A 15,986-nucleotide genomic window follows, 5' to 3' on the forward strand; every position below is an offset into this window, starting at 1 on the left:
AGTGAACCGTGCGGTTCACTTTTTGCGCCATGACTTATCGGCCTAAAAATTTCACCGCTTTATCTGGGAAGTCCGTAAATAAACCGTCGACTTTAACCTGATGGTAGAATACCTCTAGCATATCATCAAAGCTTTCGGCCCAAGGAGCGATACGTCCAGGATCGGCTCGAAAAGTATATGGATGCACTTCTAAGCCTGCATCTCTAGCATAGTGCATTAACGGATTAATCACGATGTTGCTTTTAGTCGAGCTATTGTCTACCAGCATAGGCATCCACGGACCAATACCATCAGCATATTGAGCAACCTTTTTCATTCCATCTTCACTAAACATCCATTGATAGTCATATGGTGTGGCAGTTTGACCTTGATAGATCATGGTTTCATTCCAATCAGTGTGGGCGATCAGCTGGACTAAACGAATGTCCATATCCATATTGGGTAGTAATTGGTCATGGATACGTTTGAGCTCAATAGGATCAAAAGATTGTAAATAAACCTTATCTTTTTTAGTTTGATAGCCATACTTTTTTAGCGTGTTTAAGACAGCTTTAGAAATATCTTTCCCTTCATGACGATGAAACCAAGGTGCTTTAATTTCGGGATAGATACCGATATCGTAACCTAACGTATGGTTGAGTCCTTGTATTAACTCAATTTCTTCCGCTAAAGTGGGGACGGTAAAATCTGCATGCCACATTGGAAAGCGAGACGGAAATACGGCGACAGCTTGCCCTTGTTCATCTAGATTAAATCCTTCTGTAACACGTAAGGTTTTTATTTCTGCAAGGGTGAAATCAATAGCGTAAAAACGACCATCTTGTCGAGCACGATCGGGAAATCGCTCTGCTACATCAGTAACGCGATCTAAATAGTGATCGTGGAGTACGACTAAATGATCATCTTTTGTCATTACCACATCTTGTTCGATATAGTCGGGTTTCATTGCATAGGCTAGCGCTTTAGCTGCAAGAGTATGTTCGGGTAAATAGCCAGATGCTCCTCGATGAGCAATTACTAGCTGTTCGGCATGTAGAGACGTTGAGGTGAGTAATGTCAGTAGAGCAATATGGAGTAATTTCTTCATTATTTTCTTCCTATATCCCCTTCTTTTATAAAACTGAAGGGTTTTTTGGTTACCTTCGTTCGCCCTAATCACATCATCATCTATGGCCATGATAGGGTACCCACTTATCGCTATATTTAGCTGAAAGTAGTTTGGGTATAGTTAAAGATGGAATGTTATTGCTCGCAGAGTTAAAGCCGCTTTTAAAGGACAAAATGAACGGCTAATGATAGCGATTAAACATTCGTAAAACGTAAGCCCGAAGTATTTTCGGGCTTATGTGGTTAAACAGAAGGTTCAGTAAGCGTTTATTGTGCGGCTTCTGCAGCTTCTCTGGCATCTTTTTCTTTGTGGAAGGCTCTTTCTCCGACAAAGGCATAGAGCAAACAAACAATAGACAAAATGCACGATGCAACAAGGATAAAGAATCCGCCATCCCAACCAAAATGGTCAACCGTATAACCTAAGATGGCGTTAGCGGCGACGGCACCACCGAGATAACCAAACAGCCCTGTCAAACCTGCTGCGGTTCCTGCGGCTTTTTTCGGTGCTAATTCAAGCGCATACAGCCCAATCAGCATTACTGGGCCATAAATTAAGAAACCGATAGCGATTAATGCAAGCATATCAACGGTTGGATTACCGGCTGGGTTAAACCAGTAGACCAATACGGCTAGGGTTACTAAAACCATAAACAGAATACCTGCCGGGGCGCGGCGACCTTTAAAGACTTTATCTGAGATCCAGCCGCAGAGTAGGGTTCCGGGAATACCCGCCCACTCATAGAGGAAATAAGCCCATGAAGATTTATTCACCGTAAAGGCTTTAGCTTCTTGCAAGTAAACTGGAGCCCAGTCTAATACACCATAACGAATGAGGTAGACGAACGCGTTAGCAATCGCAATCGCCCATAACAGTTTGTTATTAAAAACGTACTTAAAGAAAATCTCTTTCGCTGTCATCTCTTTTTCATGAGATTTATCGTAATTTTCTGGGTAGTCATTTTTATACTCTTCAATCGGTGGTAAGCCGCAAGATTGTGGAGTATCGCGCATGGTTAACCAAGTAAATAGCGCGACCAGCAAGGCAAAGAAAGCCGGAACGTAAAAAGCCGCTTTCCAGTCACCACTGAAGGCCCATAAGCCTAGGATAAAAATAGGACCAATCAGCCCGCCACCCACGTTATGCGCAACGTTCCATACCGAAACAATTTCTCCGCGCTCTTTACGTGACCACCAATGCACCATAGTTCGTCCACAAGCGGGCCAGCCCATCCCTTGGAACCAACCATTTAAAAACAGCAAAATGAACATCGCGGTAATACTGCCCGTTGCCCAAGGCATAAAGCCAAAGCAGAACATCACTAAGGCGGATAAAACAAGGCCTGCCGTTAAAAAGTAACGAGGATTGGAGCGGTCAGACACGTTACCCATTAAGAACTTGGACAGTCCATAAGCGATAGAAACCGCAGCCAGTGCGACCCCCAGATCACCACGACTAAAACCTTGTTCAATCAAATAAGGCATCGCTAAGCTAAAGTTTTTACGGACTAAGTAGTAACCGGCATAGCCGACAAAAATACCGATAAAAAGCTGCCAACGCAGACGCGAATAGGCGCTATCAACTCGTTCAGAAGATAGCCGCTCAATGTGAGCATGTGGTTTAAAGATCCCAAACATAATGGCCTCGTAATGTAATTAGGTTGCTGGGGGAATAGAACATTCAAAATGGAGCGAACGAATAATGTTTTATTTTCGTTCGAAACTTTTCGAGAATTGTAGGTATGTTGCAAATTATTTCTGTGATGAATGAAGTGTTACAATTAATTTACTCATAAAAACAAATAATTAATTGGTTTTTATGAGTGATAAATAATCGAAATGATGGCATTTTGATCTTTAGTTTTTGCTAATAAAGCTTTGTTTTTATTAGATTGGTTTAATGTGATGCCATACCTGCTCGTTCGAGAGTTCTTTCTTTGCAACGAATCAATGACCAATTTAGTTTGATGATCTGGCGAGAGGATAAAATTTGATGTCTCTCGTAGGAAAATGAGCGTTCAAAGTATGAGCAGTATAGATTTGGAAGGTAGGTTGTATTTTGGAGCATCGATAGTGGTACTTGACTTGGGTTATCAGTGAATCTTGCTAGCTTTAGGACGTATTGGGTTTGAAAAGATAGCCCATTTTTATGGTGATGGTTGAGTTGGTTGATCATCGTAAAACATCGCCCTAGTTCATCTGTCATTATTAACATCGTCAGTGGAAGGAACCTAACAATGAAACATCGATTAGTCCTGAGTACCTTGTGTATCAGTTTATCTATTCCCTCATTAGCTTTTGCACATGGCTGGGTTGAGTTTCCCAGTGCGCGGCAAAATACGTGCTATTTAGATGGTGGGTTTTGGAGTAATGCGATACCTAATGCGGCTTGCCAAGCGGTTTATGATCAATCGGGAGCTTATCCTTTTGTGCAGCGTAATGAAGTGGCTGCTAATGTGGCTCGTTATCGAGATCTCGAGCAGGTGAAAGCAGTGATACCGGATGGTCAGCTTTGTTCTGCGGGTCATGCTGCTAAAGCTGGGTTAAATATTGTCTCTCCTCATTGGCAGAAAACACCGATTCAGCTAAATGAACATCATCAATTGGACTTAGTTTTTCATGCTGCAGTGCCACATAATCCTTCTTATTGGGAGTTTTACTTAACGAAACCAGAGTACGATCCAAGTCTACCTTTGACATGGGACGATTTAGCGTTAATTGATGAGGCGGGGAATGTCGCAGTAGGGGCTGATAGAAAATACCGATTTACAGTCAATTTCCCTGAGGGACGCAGTGGTGATGCGATTTTGTATACCCGCTGGCAGCGAATTGATCCGGCGGGCGAAGGGTTTTATAACTGTAGTGATATCACCTTTGTGGGTGGAGAGGCCCCAACGCCGCCTACTGAACCGAGTGAACCTGAGCAACCGACAGATTTAACGGCATTAGGTTATTTTGTGCCAACAGGGTTTGGACCATTGGACAGCGGTGATAGTGTGCGTTTTCGTACCTTTAGCCAGCAAGGGCAAGAGCTGACGGATATTCATCTCGAGATTTCAGCCAATAACAGACACACTTGGCCTGTTGAACTGGCGGGTCAGTTTAATCAGCAGCAGGCGGGAGATTGGTATATCGGTATTTGGCACCAAGAAATGAACCACTATATGTTTGATACCAGAAATATCCATACTAACCAAGTGTTTGCGCCACATGGTCAGTTTAGCTACCAATTATCATTACAAAAACAAACACCGCCACCAGTGAACCCTGATAACGCGTGGCAAGAGAGCAAAACATACACCGCTGGTGATATTGTTGTTCACCAAGGGCGTGAATGGACCGCGCAGTGGTGGACGAAAGGAGAAGAGCCGGGAACCACCGGAGAGTGGGGTGTTTGGCGCTAAGATGAGTTAACTTCTTAGTGTGACTCCTGTTAATTGTTTGAAGTAGGCAGCAATATCGCTGCCTACTTCAAGTAGAAAAATCATAAAAATACAGCCAAGTTAAGGAGCAGTAACTCCTTCACTTGATTTGATATCTCGATTAATAGTGTACTTCCACACCAAGGGTAATGGTTCTTCCTGGATCAGGCATACTAATTACCGCTCCGGGCTGGACTTGATAACGGTCAGTGAGGTTATTAATGGCCAAAAACAGCTGTGTATTAGGGTTTAAGGCATATTGAGAGTAGAGATCAATTTTATAATCCGCTGGAATATCGATAATCGCACTGGCACCCGTGCCCGCTAACCAATTGCTTGGATTCGACTTACCGGAGTGATAAGAGACCTTGATACCAGTATCAAGGGTATTATTAAAAAATTGCGTGCCAAGATTGAGGTGTATGTTTTCTTTGGGGGGAATACGCGTTGGGGTTAATCCCCAAGCAAAGCCCATAGAATTACAGCGCTCGCTTTCTGCATATGCCGCTTGGTCTGTAGAGCAAATTTTGGTTTCACTGTATAAGGTAGCGGCAAGGTGAGCGTATAACCATGCATAGTGATATTTGGCGCTCAGCTCCCAACCAGAGAGTTGCATTTTATCGTAATTGGTAAAGGTAAAGTTGGAACGCCATTCAGGCATTCCCGGCGTTTTTGGCAATACCCCACCAGAAATATAATTTTTAATGCTGTTTCTAAAATAAGACGCTGATAGATGAAGACTATCTCCACTCGCCATTGTATCCGTGCTATGCCATTGCACGCCTACCTCGTTATTGAACGATTGCTCAGGTTTGAGAGGGTTGAAAGGATTGTAGCTGAATACCTCATTCGATAGTGTCGTTTCATATAAGCTCGGCATTCGATAAGTACGTGAGGATTTCAAAAATAGCTGGGTACTTGGGGTGAGTTGGTAAGTCAGTTCACTCAGTAAATCCACTTTTTCTTTGTAATCGAGATGTTGCTTGGTTTGGTGGTCAGTGGACTTGGCATTGTGGACATTTAGCCCCAGTTTTATTTTCAGCGGTGCGTAATTTATATCGGCATTAGCAAAAATATTTTGTGTACGACGCTTACCATCACGTGAAGTCACGGTTTGGGTAAAACGCGTTTGTCCATCTTCTTCAGGCGATAAGCGCTCTTGCTGCTGCGCAAAACCATAAGTTAAACGCACCGGCCAGTCGGTCAATAAGCTCTCATTACTGACGCTAAAGCCGGAACGATCGTTGCTGTAGCCATGGAAATACTGCTCGGCATTAGTGCCGACGGCCCAAAGCCCGTTATATTGAGCGAGCTTCGCATCGGTGTACCACACATTGGCGTGTAGATTTAGCCAAGGATGATCAGGCTGATAGTAGTAATTGGCGGCATAAGTATTGACTTTCGCTGTGCCTAATCCCCACTGAGGCATCATCTCTTGACCATTGGGTAGTGGGTTGCCTTCTTGGTCATAATTAAATTTGTACCAATAAGCGGCCAAAACCTCACCGGCTTTTTGTTCGTGGTAACGATAGGTGAGATCGGCATTATGCGCGGTACGATTGTTGGTGGCTAATTTTAAGAGCCACGAATCACTTTCAAAGCTGGTGTTAACCACTTCTTGTCCTGGGCCAACCACCGGGTCTTGATAATCGTCATAGCCATTTTTACCGGAAAAATGGTTGCCTTTTGAGCGTTTACTATAGGCGAGTACGGTACTAAATAACTCATGTTGATAACCAAGGCCAATCATGGCTGAGCCGTGTTCAAATTTGTATTCAGAGTCACGGTTCGCTAATAAATAGCGGCCTTGTTGACGGTAATCGCCACTGACTTCTGGGGTACGATTATGGTTATTGGCCCGAGCTTTAAATATCACACCAAAAGAGCTGTCATCTTTAATCACATCGTTAATGGTTAGCGTGGTGGCGTTAACCACGCCGCCAACAGCGCCGCTAGCGTAAGGTGAACTATCCATGGTCGCACCTTGATGAACCGTCAAGGTGCTGAGTAAGTCAGTATCAATATAAGTTCGGTCACTGACGCCTTGGTAACCACGAGAGGTGTGAGTAGATTGCAAGCTGCCATCAATAAAAATCGGTACTCGACCTTCGCCTTGCAAGCCGCGAATGCCAATATCCAATGCGCCAGCTTCATTATGCATATTATTACTTTGTATGCTGGTGATCCCAGAAAAGATATCCGCATTGGCGATACCACGCATTTTGTCTAAATCACTGCGTAATCGTTGATGAGTAGGAATGGGTTGCCCATGTACGGTGATGGTTTCATCGGTTTCTGATGGAGCGGCGGTTTCTGCTTGAGTTGCACTGGTCAACAGAAGAGGAATAAGAGCCAACAAAGGTTTCAACTGCATAATTTGATCCTTGTCAAAATGAGAGCAAGGATACTGATGTAATTGATAATTATTATCAATACGTTTTGCTGAATAATTTGTGACTTGAATCACATTTTGATGCTGGTATTTTACCATTAAGTCAACGATTGCGATTTTTGGATTTCTTCATCGACCCACACCAGCAACTGTTTGATAGCTCTTGAGAGCAATTGGTTTTGGCGCACGATATAACCCAAACTGGTGGAAGAAAAGTCGGGCAGTGGGGTAAGCGTTGTGTGTAATGTCCTTTGCGGATTGACTGAAAACGTAGGGACAATCGCGACTCCGAACCCCGCTTCTGCCCAGTCAATTTGTGCATCCACACTACCGACTTCCATAATGCGATAGTTAGGCAGGTTCAGTTTCGGCAAACTGAGATCGATTAAATCTCGAGTACGAGTATCATGACCCAGCAGAATAAGCGTCGGTTCATCTACGGTGAGAGGAGCTTGTGAATGATCGCTAACCGCTAGGCTTTGATTCGCGGCCTGCGCCTGCCACTGCGCGAGTCCATTGCCGATTGCGCACCACTGCACCTCACGTAGCTCGGTAAAACTGAGTGGTGCTTCTTCTTTCTGCGCGATCACAAATCCCAAATCGGCTTTGGCCGTTTTCACCAGCTCTGCCGCTTGTGAAGAGGTGGTATTAAATAATGACAGGTCGATCCCCGGATAGGTTTTACGAAAGAGCTGAAAAGGGCCAATCAAGAGTAAGCGAGAGATGATATCGCTGGCTGCAATGGTTAAGGTGCCCTGATGAAGATGGTTAATGGCATTGAGATCGGCTTGGCAGACTTGTAATTCAAGTAAGGTTTTCTCTGCACTTTGCAATAATCGCTCACCCGCTTGAGTCAGTTGAAAAGGGTTACGTTCAATCAATTTGACTCGCGTTGCTTGCTCTAACTGTTTTAAATGCAAGCTAACGTTGGGCTGTGTCATGTGTAATGCCGCTGCGGTTTTACCAAAATGTTGATATTTCGCTAAAGTGACAAAGGTATTGAGCCAGTGAATATCAAGCATGATGGATCCTTAAACGAGAGAGCATTCAGTAAAGGTGATATGGAATTCTTATCAGAGTTATAATAATAATTAATTTTTCATATTTCAATCTTAGGCATAGGATGGTGACACTTGCTTTTAAGGAGAGTAACTCATGTCGTCGATTGTTGTTGTTGGTGCTAACTGGGGTGATGAAGGTAAAGGTCGGATTGTTGATTATCTTGCCGATCAAGCTTCAGCCAGTGTTCGTTTTCAAGGCGGAAATAACGCCGGTCACACCGTAGTTAATGAATTCGGAACGTTTAAATTACACCAATTGCCGAGTGGCGTGTTTAATCCAGATTGTTTGGCGGTACTTGGCCCAGGTATGGTGATAAGCCCTGAGTTATTGTCAAAAGAGATGGCGGAAGTTGAGCAATCAGGCGTATCGCTACGCATGGCGATTTCCGATCGTGCGACCTTGTGTTTGCCTCTCCATGCTTTAGAAGACAGTTTAGAAGAAGCACGTTTAGGCGATCGCGCCTACGGCTCTACTCGTCAAGGCATAGCTCCGGCTTATGGTGACCGAGTGATGAAAAAAGGCATCTTAGTCGGTTGGTTAAAGCAACCTGAAGTATTACAAGAGCGCATTCAATTTTGGTTAGATTGGAAATTGCCCCAACTCAAAGCCCTTTACCCAAGTTTTGAGTTTACCCAAAGCGCGGCGGAAATGGCAGCATGGCTACTAGAGGTTGCTCAGCCATGGTTAGCATCGGTTTGTAATGTCACCGTACCGCTAAAAGCCATTCAAGCCCAAGGCGGAAACTTGTTGTTTGAAGCCCAGTTGGGCGCTGGCCGAGATTTAGTGTACGGCGAATACCCATGGACAACGTCTTCTCATGTGACTTCCGCTTACGCAGGTTTGGGCGGTGGTTTACCCGCATTGCGTCCAGAGCGAGTGATTGCCGTGGCGAAAGCCTTTAGTTCATCGGTTGGCACTGGCACCTTGATCACCGCGATGGAAGAGCAAGATGCGTTTCGTGAAAAAGCCAACGAGTTTGGCGCGACTACTGGCCGTCCACGTGATATGGGTTATTTTGATGCCGTAGCAACCCGTAATGGGGTTGAGCTACAAGCGGCAACCGAAGTTGCTTTGACCAAAATTGACTGCTTAACGGGCTTATCTGATCTGAAAATTTGTGTCGGCTATCAAGGTCATCACAGCGAAAACCCGATTTGGCCACAAACGGCAGCTCTGGCGCCTATTTATGAGCAAATGGAAAGCTGGCAAGAAGACATTACCGGTTGTCGCACCTTTGAAAGCCTGCCGCTTGCGGCTCAAAAATACGTGCTACGGATTGAAGAGCTATTGCAAGTGCCGGTATCGATGATTTCGGTAGGGCCTGAACGTGAGCAAATGATCTTACGTGGTTAAGAACCACTAATAAAGCTATCAGTCTCCCACAGCACTTGCTCTGCTCGGGAGACTTTTTGTATGCTGTCACCTCCAATGACCCACCGAGCCTAAGTGACATCATGTTAGAAAAAGAAAACCTACTCAAACTCGCCAGAATGCCCATGCCTTTTGGCAAATATGCTGGTAGGGTCTTGATTGATCTACCTGAAGAGTACCTACTGTGGTTCGCCAACAAAGGTTTTCCCGAAGGGGAATTAGGCCAACTGCTTCAGCTGTGTCTGGCATTAAAAATCGAAGGTTTGGATAGTGTCGTTAAGCCACTTAAGCATAAACACTAAACACTCGGACTGTTCATGAGCACACTACACGATTGCGCCCCGAAGATTTTGCACGATACAATGCTCTATCCGCATCAAAATAAGCCGTCTCTATTGGATTATCTTTAGTTATATCTAACAATGAAATCCCGATGCTTACCGTAATACTCACCTCTTGTGGAAGGCATGGAAAGGTCAGTTCACTAACCGCTAAACGCAGCTTTTCTGCATGTTCTACGGCATCTTGTAATGAAATATTCGGCAGCAGTACCATAAACTCCTCACCACCAAACCGCGCGACCGCATCACCTTCTCGAATATTTTGATTTAAGCTATGAGCAACGCAACAAAGTACTTGATCACCGATTGGGTGTCCGTATGTATCGTTAATTCTTTTAAAATAATCGATATCAATGAGTAAGATTGCAGAGACACCTTCTACCTTACGTAATCGAGTTAATTCTAACTGAATAAGCCCTGATAGGTATGCGCGATTAAACAGCCCCGTTAGGCAATCAGTACCTGCTTGATATTCAAGATGGAGTGTCTTCTCATCTACTTTGTGCCGTGCAAGCATAATAGAAGCAAAAATCACTAAAAATAGTAATAGGCTAAGAGAGCCACCCAGAAGTGCACTACTTTTTAAACTTTCATTGATGCGAGACTGAATGGATTCGGCAGATTTTTCTACCACTAACCAAGTATTCCAAGTATCCATAAAGCGTATCCAGAGTAATACCTCTGAATCATCTCTATTAGCAAAACTTAATGCTATGCCGTCTCTATTTTTATCAAGAAAGTTGAACTCTATATCCCACAGATCGCTTAAGTTAAGCTGCTCCGCTAATAACTGTCGGTTTCTTGCATAAACCAGTTGACCATCTAATCGCGCCAGATAAACGTCAAAACCTTTAAGGCGGCCATAAGTCATCAGCAGATTACTAAAATCTTCGGTATCGACTCCCACACCAGTAAGGCCTAGAAATTCGCCATTATGATCAAAAAGAGGAGCATTAACCCATATGTGCAACTTATCTTCTTCAGCGTAATACCATGTATCTATATTGATATCTCGTAAGGTTTCACGATAAAGATAATACCATCCATCTCGTGATACATTATTGGGATCAAGTTTTATGATTCGCTGATCATCTGAATAGTAAGTCTCGGAACGATCACTGACTATGCTAGCATCCGCTAAACGAAATCGTAGACTAATGTCACGTAAGAAAGTACGTAATATATCAATATCTTGTTCGCCAGCTAGAATCCAGTCACGTATAAAATTATTATGCTGTAGTTCACCACTAATTCGATGATATTCGCCAGCTGTTCTATCGACGCTTGCCGCTAATGCCATACCTATCGAAGGTAATTCATAGTGTTGGATAAAGTGTTTAACTCTACGACTATCTTGCCAAGCATAAAAACTCGTGAGTACTAGGAATGCTAGAAACACCACCAAGCTTAGCGAATGAAATAGGCGATCTTTCATTACGTAGAGTCCAGACAAATATCATTGATGATTTTCATCCTAGTATAGAAAATCTAAATATCCTATTTTGATAAAAGCAACTTGTAGGGCGGTTCAAGATAAACTCGTTTTTAAGAATGGATCAAGAGATGGAATCTATTACAATCGTGATGCTTTAAGAACTTATGGTATGTGGAGCTACCGTTCTTATCCACTAGAATCTCGCTAAGTGCACGTTGTGTAATTTGTTGTTGCCGTGCTGGTGGTGACAACAAATTACATTCAATTCAGCATGAGTTGACTTGGGGCATTTGGATAATGAGTAGGACTTGACCTTGCGTGAATCATGAAGGTAGTGAATAAAGCAATTTACAAGAGCTTGGTTTGGCTGATCGCTCTATCAAATAGTTTTTCGAGAAGCGATAAATTGCCGTGATAGCCTTGAATATTGGCTTCAAGCCAGTGGTCTTTGGATACTTCAGGCCAATCAAGTTCATACCCTGCTACAAAAACTAACTCTTCAAAGAAAAATCGCGTTGCTCTGCCATTACCTTCGCGAAAGGGATGAACGATATTAATTTCACAGAAAATATCAGCAATCAGGCGCACAAACGCAGCTCTATCGACACAGTTACGTAGCTGAGGAATTCGTGCCAATTGGCGGTTTAGCTCTCTTTCAATATAGAGACAATTACAAAAGCGCGTCGTGCCCTTGCTAATATCAACATCGCGATAGTTTCCAGCCCATGAGTAGACATCTTGAAAAAGTACCCAATGTAGGGTTCGAAAGTGTTCAACGTCGAATTGCTCTAAAGTAGAAAGGTGGCTGACGTAGTGGATATATCGGTATTCAGAAAAGGCGGTTTCCGCCTCATGCAGTTCATCACTGCCTTGAATATTCAGTTGATTTTCGAGTGTCTCCGAGTCGGGATAGCAATAATGATCCCGACTGACGCCGTACTTATCTCGCATATTGGCGCTTTAGTGCTTCTAGAGTTGAGGGTTTACCACTAGCGATTAGCCCCTCATAGGATGCGCTAACTTTGAAATTACTCAGCTTGGGCACAAATTTTCGTTCCACAGAGCGCTCTGGAATATCAATTTTGGCATGACTATTCTGCATATATTCTCTCAACCTTATGATGTCACGTTGTCAGTGTAATGGTGTGGCCAATCAGGATCAAATTCAAAAAATTTTATATCTCTCAGATTTGAAACTACGCACCGTTGCTATGCTTTGATCTCCTCTGATGGTCGAATTCATTGATGTGAATAGCGACCTAACACAGTATTGTTATAGGTAGTCATTTTTCTGATGTAGCGATAGTATTCGATCACTAGAAGAGCTGGTGCTAATTTTGAGTTTTTTGCCCTAGACCTTCATAGTAAAGGCTATTGCTTCACTACAATGACAGTAATGCCAAGTTGCTCAAGCCCCTGTAGATATTCTTTAGGAATACCTTCGTCAGTCACTATTTTATCAACTCGGGCGGTTTCAAGAATTTTATGTAGACTCACTTTGCCAAATTTAGATGAATCGGTTACAACAATCACTTCATCGGCAATATTGCACATTCTACGGTTAAGTCTTGCTTCATTCTCATTGTAGGTAGTTATGCCTTTTTCTAAATTAAATCCATCAACGCCAAGAAATAATTTATTAAAGTGATAGTGTTCTAGAATATTATCGGCTTCTATTCCATAGAAGGACATCGATTTTCTGCGAAGTTTTCCTCCCGTTAGCATGACTTCAACCCCTTCTGCAGAAAAAAGGGCGTTGGCGATATTTAATCCATTCGTCATCACTACTAGATCATGGGCATTTCTTAATGCTTCTGCAATATAGTAAGTTGTCGTACCTGAATCGAGTATTAAAGTATCCCCCTTCTCAATTAACGTTACTGCCGCTGCTGCAATTTTTTGTTTTAAGACTTTATTGAGTTGATTTTTATCTTCAACCGAGTGCTCATGAAGACGAATATCACCATCTTGAAGATATGCTCCTCCATAAGCACGTGTTGCGATACCTTGTTTTTCTAAAGCGGCTAGATCATTTCTAATCGTGACCGTTGAAACCCCAAATTTTTTCGAAAGATCAGTAACCTGAACACTTCCGTTTTTCTTCAGGAGTGCAATCGTGTGTTCACGTCTTTCGCTAGTATTCTTCACTTTTAGTTACCCTATTTTCTGATAATTACGACTTATCAATATTGTTGTTATGAGTAGGAATCAAAAGGACTATCATATTTCGTTTTGTTTCTTTTGTCTTCAGTTGCCTCTCAATACTTCATTTCTTTCGTTTTCTTTCTTTTTGTTTTTGTGAGTCACTTATCAATTGCTGTTTTCTTTTGTTTTTATTCGTTACGTTTTGATTTATGTTTAAATCATAAAATAAAAAGGAAAGGTAAGGAAAATGAACCCTCTTGTGGAAATCATTAAAAAGCACAAATCTGGAAAATCTGTTGGTATTTATTCTATCTGTTCAGCTCACCCACTGGTTATCGAAGCTGCAATTCAGTATGCCAAGAGTGACAATAGCGAATTATTGATAGAGGCAACATCAAATCAAGTAGATCAATTTGGTGGTTATACAGGCATGACGCCAAAAGATTTCAAAATAATGGTTAAACAATTAGCCACCAAAGCTGAGTTTCCTATAGAACGTATCACACTCGGTGGTGATCATTTAGGGCCAAACCGTTGGCAGCATCTAGATGCGGAAACGGCAATGAACTATGCAGAAGAGCAGATTACAGCGTATGTCGCTGCGGGATTTCAAAAAATTCATCTAGATTGCAGCATGAGTTGCTTCGGTGATGAAAAGCCATTAACTGATTTTACTGTTGCGAAGCGTGCTGCTCGCTTAGCATTAGTGGCAGAGAAAACCGCCTGTCATTTATTTGGCCAATCATCATTAGTTTATGTAATAGGAACGGAGGTTCCGGTTCCTGGCGGTGCAGTAGAGGAACTCGATTGTTTACAAGTGACTCAGCCGCAAGCCGCTATTGATACTATAGAAACGCATTATTCAGCATTCTCTGACCTTGGTTTAGGCGATATCTGGTCACGTGTTATAGGTGTTGTTGTGCAGCCAGGTGTTGAGTTTGATCATCAAGGTATTATTGATTATTGCCCAGAGAAAGCACAGGCGCTGAGTAAAGTCGTTGAACGTTATCCTCATTTGGTGTTTGAAGCTCATTCGACGGATTATCAAACCGCACAGGCTTATAAAGCATTAGTTCGCGATCACTTTGCGATTTTAAAAGTCGGTCCAGCTTTAACATTTGCTTTGCGTGAAGCGCTATTTTCCCTCTCATGTATTGAAGAAGAATTGATTCCAGCAAGGCATTGCTCTGGATTGCGGCAAGTGCTTGAAGGTGCAATGCATGCTGAACCTAAGTATTGGCAGGGGTATTACGAAGGAGACAGCGAAACCCAGCGTTTAGCTCGCAGCTTTAGTTTTTCTGATCGTATTCGCTACTATTGGCCTGATCAAAAGGTCAATGACGGCTTAGCTGTGCTATTACAAAATTTACAAGATCATCCTATTCCTCTGCCGTTAATCAGCCAATATCTCCCCCTTCAGTTTCAAGCCATCCGTGAAGGTAGGCTCACTCCTGAGCCCAAGACAATCATTCTTAATAAAATTGGTGAAGTGGTTGCGTTATACGCTGCTGCTTGCCGTGATAAATAGAAGGTTAACCTTATGTATTTAAATATTTCTCAACAACAGCTAGCGACTAAAAATGGACTAGCCACGGCTAAAGAAATTACTCAGCAACCAGATGTCTGGCAAAGAACTTTGCAAAAGTTGATATCTCAGCAAGCCATTATTCATGATTTTATGAACTCATTCTTTTCTTATCCCAATGGACGCATTGTTTTAACGGGAGCTGGGAGTTCTGCGTTTGCTGGACGAGCACTTGCCCCTTATCTATCTGGAAAATTAAAGCGTCGAATTGATGCGATAGCAACGACTGATATTGTTGCCGATCCCGATGAGTATTTCGCTGAAAATTGTCCAACCTTACTCGTTTCTTTTGCTCGCTCTGGTAATAGCCCAGAAAGCGTTGCTGCAGTTGAACTTGCCAGCCAAGTCCTTGATAACTGTTATCACTTGGTGATTACGTGTAATGATCAAGGCAATCTGTATTTACGAGCCATGGGTGATTCAAGGAGTCTAGCATTATTAATGCCACCAGAAACGAATGACTTAGGCTTTGCTATGACCAGTAGCTTAACGAGCATGATGCTCGCTTGTCTATTCACGTTATTACCTCAGCAATTTGATAGTGAACGATTTCACTCGATAGAACAGGCGTGTCGTACCATTCTTAACTCTCAATTAGAAAGCATTATTTCCTTAGCTAGTTTACATGCAAACAAAGTGATTTATTTGGGGAGTGGTAGCCTACAAGGGGTCGCACAAGAAGCTGCATTAAAGTTGCTTGAGTTAACGGCGGGTAAGCTCTCCGTCACGTTCGATTCCCCTGTTGGTTTTCGTCATGGTCCTAAGTCGGTTGTCGATGATGCTAGTCTGATTTTTATTTTTATTTCGAATGATCCTTATACCCGCCAGTATGACCGGGATCTCTTGAGGGAGTTACGAGCGGAAAATAAAGCCTTGAAAGTGGTGGCGTTAACAACGGAAGTCGATGCCATGATTGCGGAAGGCGATTATTTTCAAATTCCAGATTTTGTGGGTGCAGATGATGCGGCACTGGTTTTTCCATTTTTACTATTTGCACAGATTTATGCGTTTACTCGCTCGTTTGATCTCGAAATTGGTCCAGATAATCCTTGTCCTAGTGGTGAAGTAAATCGCGTTGTACAAGGTGTCACTATTTATCCATTTAATCGTTAGAAAGGAATAGATA

At 42.8% G+C, this 15,986-nt stretch carries 12 protein-coding genes; 5 read left to right on the forward strand and 7 right to left on the reverse strand.

Annotated features, from left to right (window positions below; genetic code table 11):
* Positions 1-34: 34 nt before the first annotated feature.
* Together glpQ and glpT are read right to left on the reverse strand one after the other, a co-directional pair.
* Positions 35-1,087 (reverse strand): glycerophosphodiester phosphodiesterase, encoded by a 1,053-nt coding sequence (gene glpQ / locus FKN88_RS08275; RefSeq protein WP_154170852.1) that lies wholly within the window; start codon positions 1,085-1,087, stop codon positions 35-37.
* Positions 1,088-1,374: 287 nt separating this feature from the next.
* Entirely contained in the window at positions 1,375-2,745 is a 1,371-nt protein-coding gene (glpT, locus tag FKN88_RS08280) for a glycerol-3-phosphate transporter (RefSeq protein WP_154170853.1), read from the reverse strand.
* A gap of 599 nt (positions 2,746-3,344) precedes the next feature.
* Here glpT and FKN88_RS08285 point away from each other — a divergent pair.
* Positions 3,345-4,511, forward strand: coding sequence for a lytic polysaccharide monooxygenase (locus FKN88_RS08285; RefSeq protein WP_154170854.1), 1,167 nt, complete (start codon positions 3,345-3,347; stop codon positions 4,509-4,511).
* 139 nt (positions 4,512-4,650) lie between these two features.
* On the opposite strand, the gene FKN88_RS08290 is transcribed toward FKN88_RS08285, so the two are convergent.
* On the reverse strand, positions 4,651-6,903 hold the full coding sequence (locus FKN88_RS08290; RefSeq protein WP_306687436.1) for a TonB-dependent receptor domain-containing protein: 2,253 nt from the start codon (positions 6,901-6,903) through the stop codon (positions 4,651-4,653).
* A 116-nt stretch (positions 6,904-7,019) separates the two neighbouring features.
* On the reverse strand, positions 7,020-7,943 hold the full coding sequence (locus FKN88_RS08295; protein WP_004396886.1) for a LysR family transcriptional regulator: 924 nt from the start codon (positions 7,941-7,943) through the stop codon (positions 7,020-7,022).
* Positions 7,944-8,076: 133 nt separating this feature from the next.
* On the opposite strand from FKN88_RS08295, the gene FKN88_RS08300 reads away from it, so the two are divergent.
* Together FKN88_RS08300 and FKN88_RS08305 are read left to right on the forward strand one after the other, a co-directional pair.
* Entirely contained in the window at positions 8,077-9,336 is a 1,260-nt protein-coding gene (locus FKN88_RS08300) for an adenylosuccinate synthetase (RefSeq protein WP_004396887.1), read from the forward strand.
* Positions 9,337-9,437: 101 nt separating this feature from the next.
* Positions 9,438-9,656, forward strand: a complete 219-nt coding sequence (locus FKN88_RS08305; RefSeq protein WP_004396888.1) for a DUF3820 family protein — start codon at positions 9,438-9,440, stop codon at positions 9,654-9,656.
* Between the two features lie 13 nt (positions 9,657-9,669).
* Here the strand turns inward: FKN88_RS08305 and FKN88_RS08310 are convergent, their stop codons facing one another.
* The 3 genes from FKN88_RS08310 to agaR form a co-directional block, all read right to left on the reverse strand.
* Positions 9,670-11,130, reverse strand: coding sequence for a sensor domain-containing diguanylate cyclase (locus FKN88_RS08310; RefSeq protein WP_154170855.1), 1,461 nt, complete (start codon positions 11,128-11,130; stop codon positions 9,670-9,672).
* Positions 11,131-11,478: 348 nt separating this feature from the next.
* Positions 11,479-12,081, reverse strand: a complete 603-nt coding sequence (locus FKN88_RS08315) for a Fic family protein (RefSeq protein WP_154170857.1) — start codon at positions 12,079-12,081, stop codon at positions 11,479-11,481.
* Between the two features lie 420 nt (positions 12,082-12,501).
* Positions 12,502-13,278: a transcriptional repressor AgaR gene (gene agaR, locus FKN88_RS08320; RefSeq protein ID WP_004396891.1), complete on the reverse strand. Its 777-nt coding sequence runs from the start codon at positions 13,276-13,278 to the stop codon at positions 12,502-12,504.
* 244 nt (positions 13,279-13,522) lie between these two features.
* On the opposite strand from agaR, the gene kbaZ reads away from it, so the two are divergent.
* Positions 13,523-14,803 (forward strand): tagatose-bisphosphate aldolase subunit KbaZ, encoded by a 1,281-nt coding sequence (gene kbaZ / locus FKN88_RS08325; protein WP_154170858.1) that lies wholly within the window; start codon positions 13,523-13,525, stop codon positions 14,801-14,803.
* Positions 14,804-14,815: 12 nt separating this feature from the next.
* The gene (locus tag FKN88_RS08330) at positions 14,816-15,973 is read left to right on the forward strand and encodes an SIS domain-containing protein (RefSeq protein WP_154170859.1); all 1,158 of its coding nucleotides are present in this window, start codon (positions 14,816-14,818) and stop codon (positions 15,971-15,973) included.
* Positions 15,974-15,986 lie beyond the last annotated feature (13 nt).

Source organism: Vibrio sp. 2017_1457_13 (assembly GCF_030851525.1).
Lineage (GTDB): Bacteria > Pseudomonadota > Gammaproteobacteria > Enterobacterales > Vibrionaceae > Vibrio > Vibrio metschnikovii.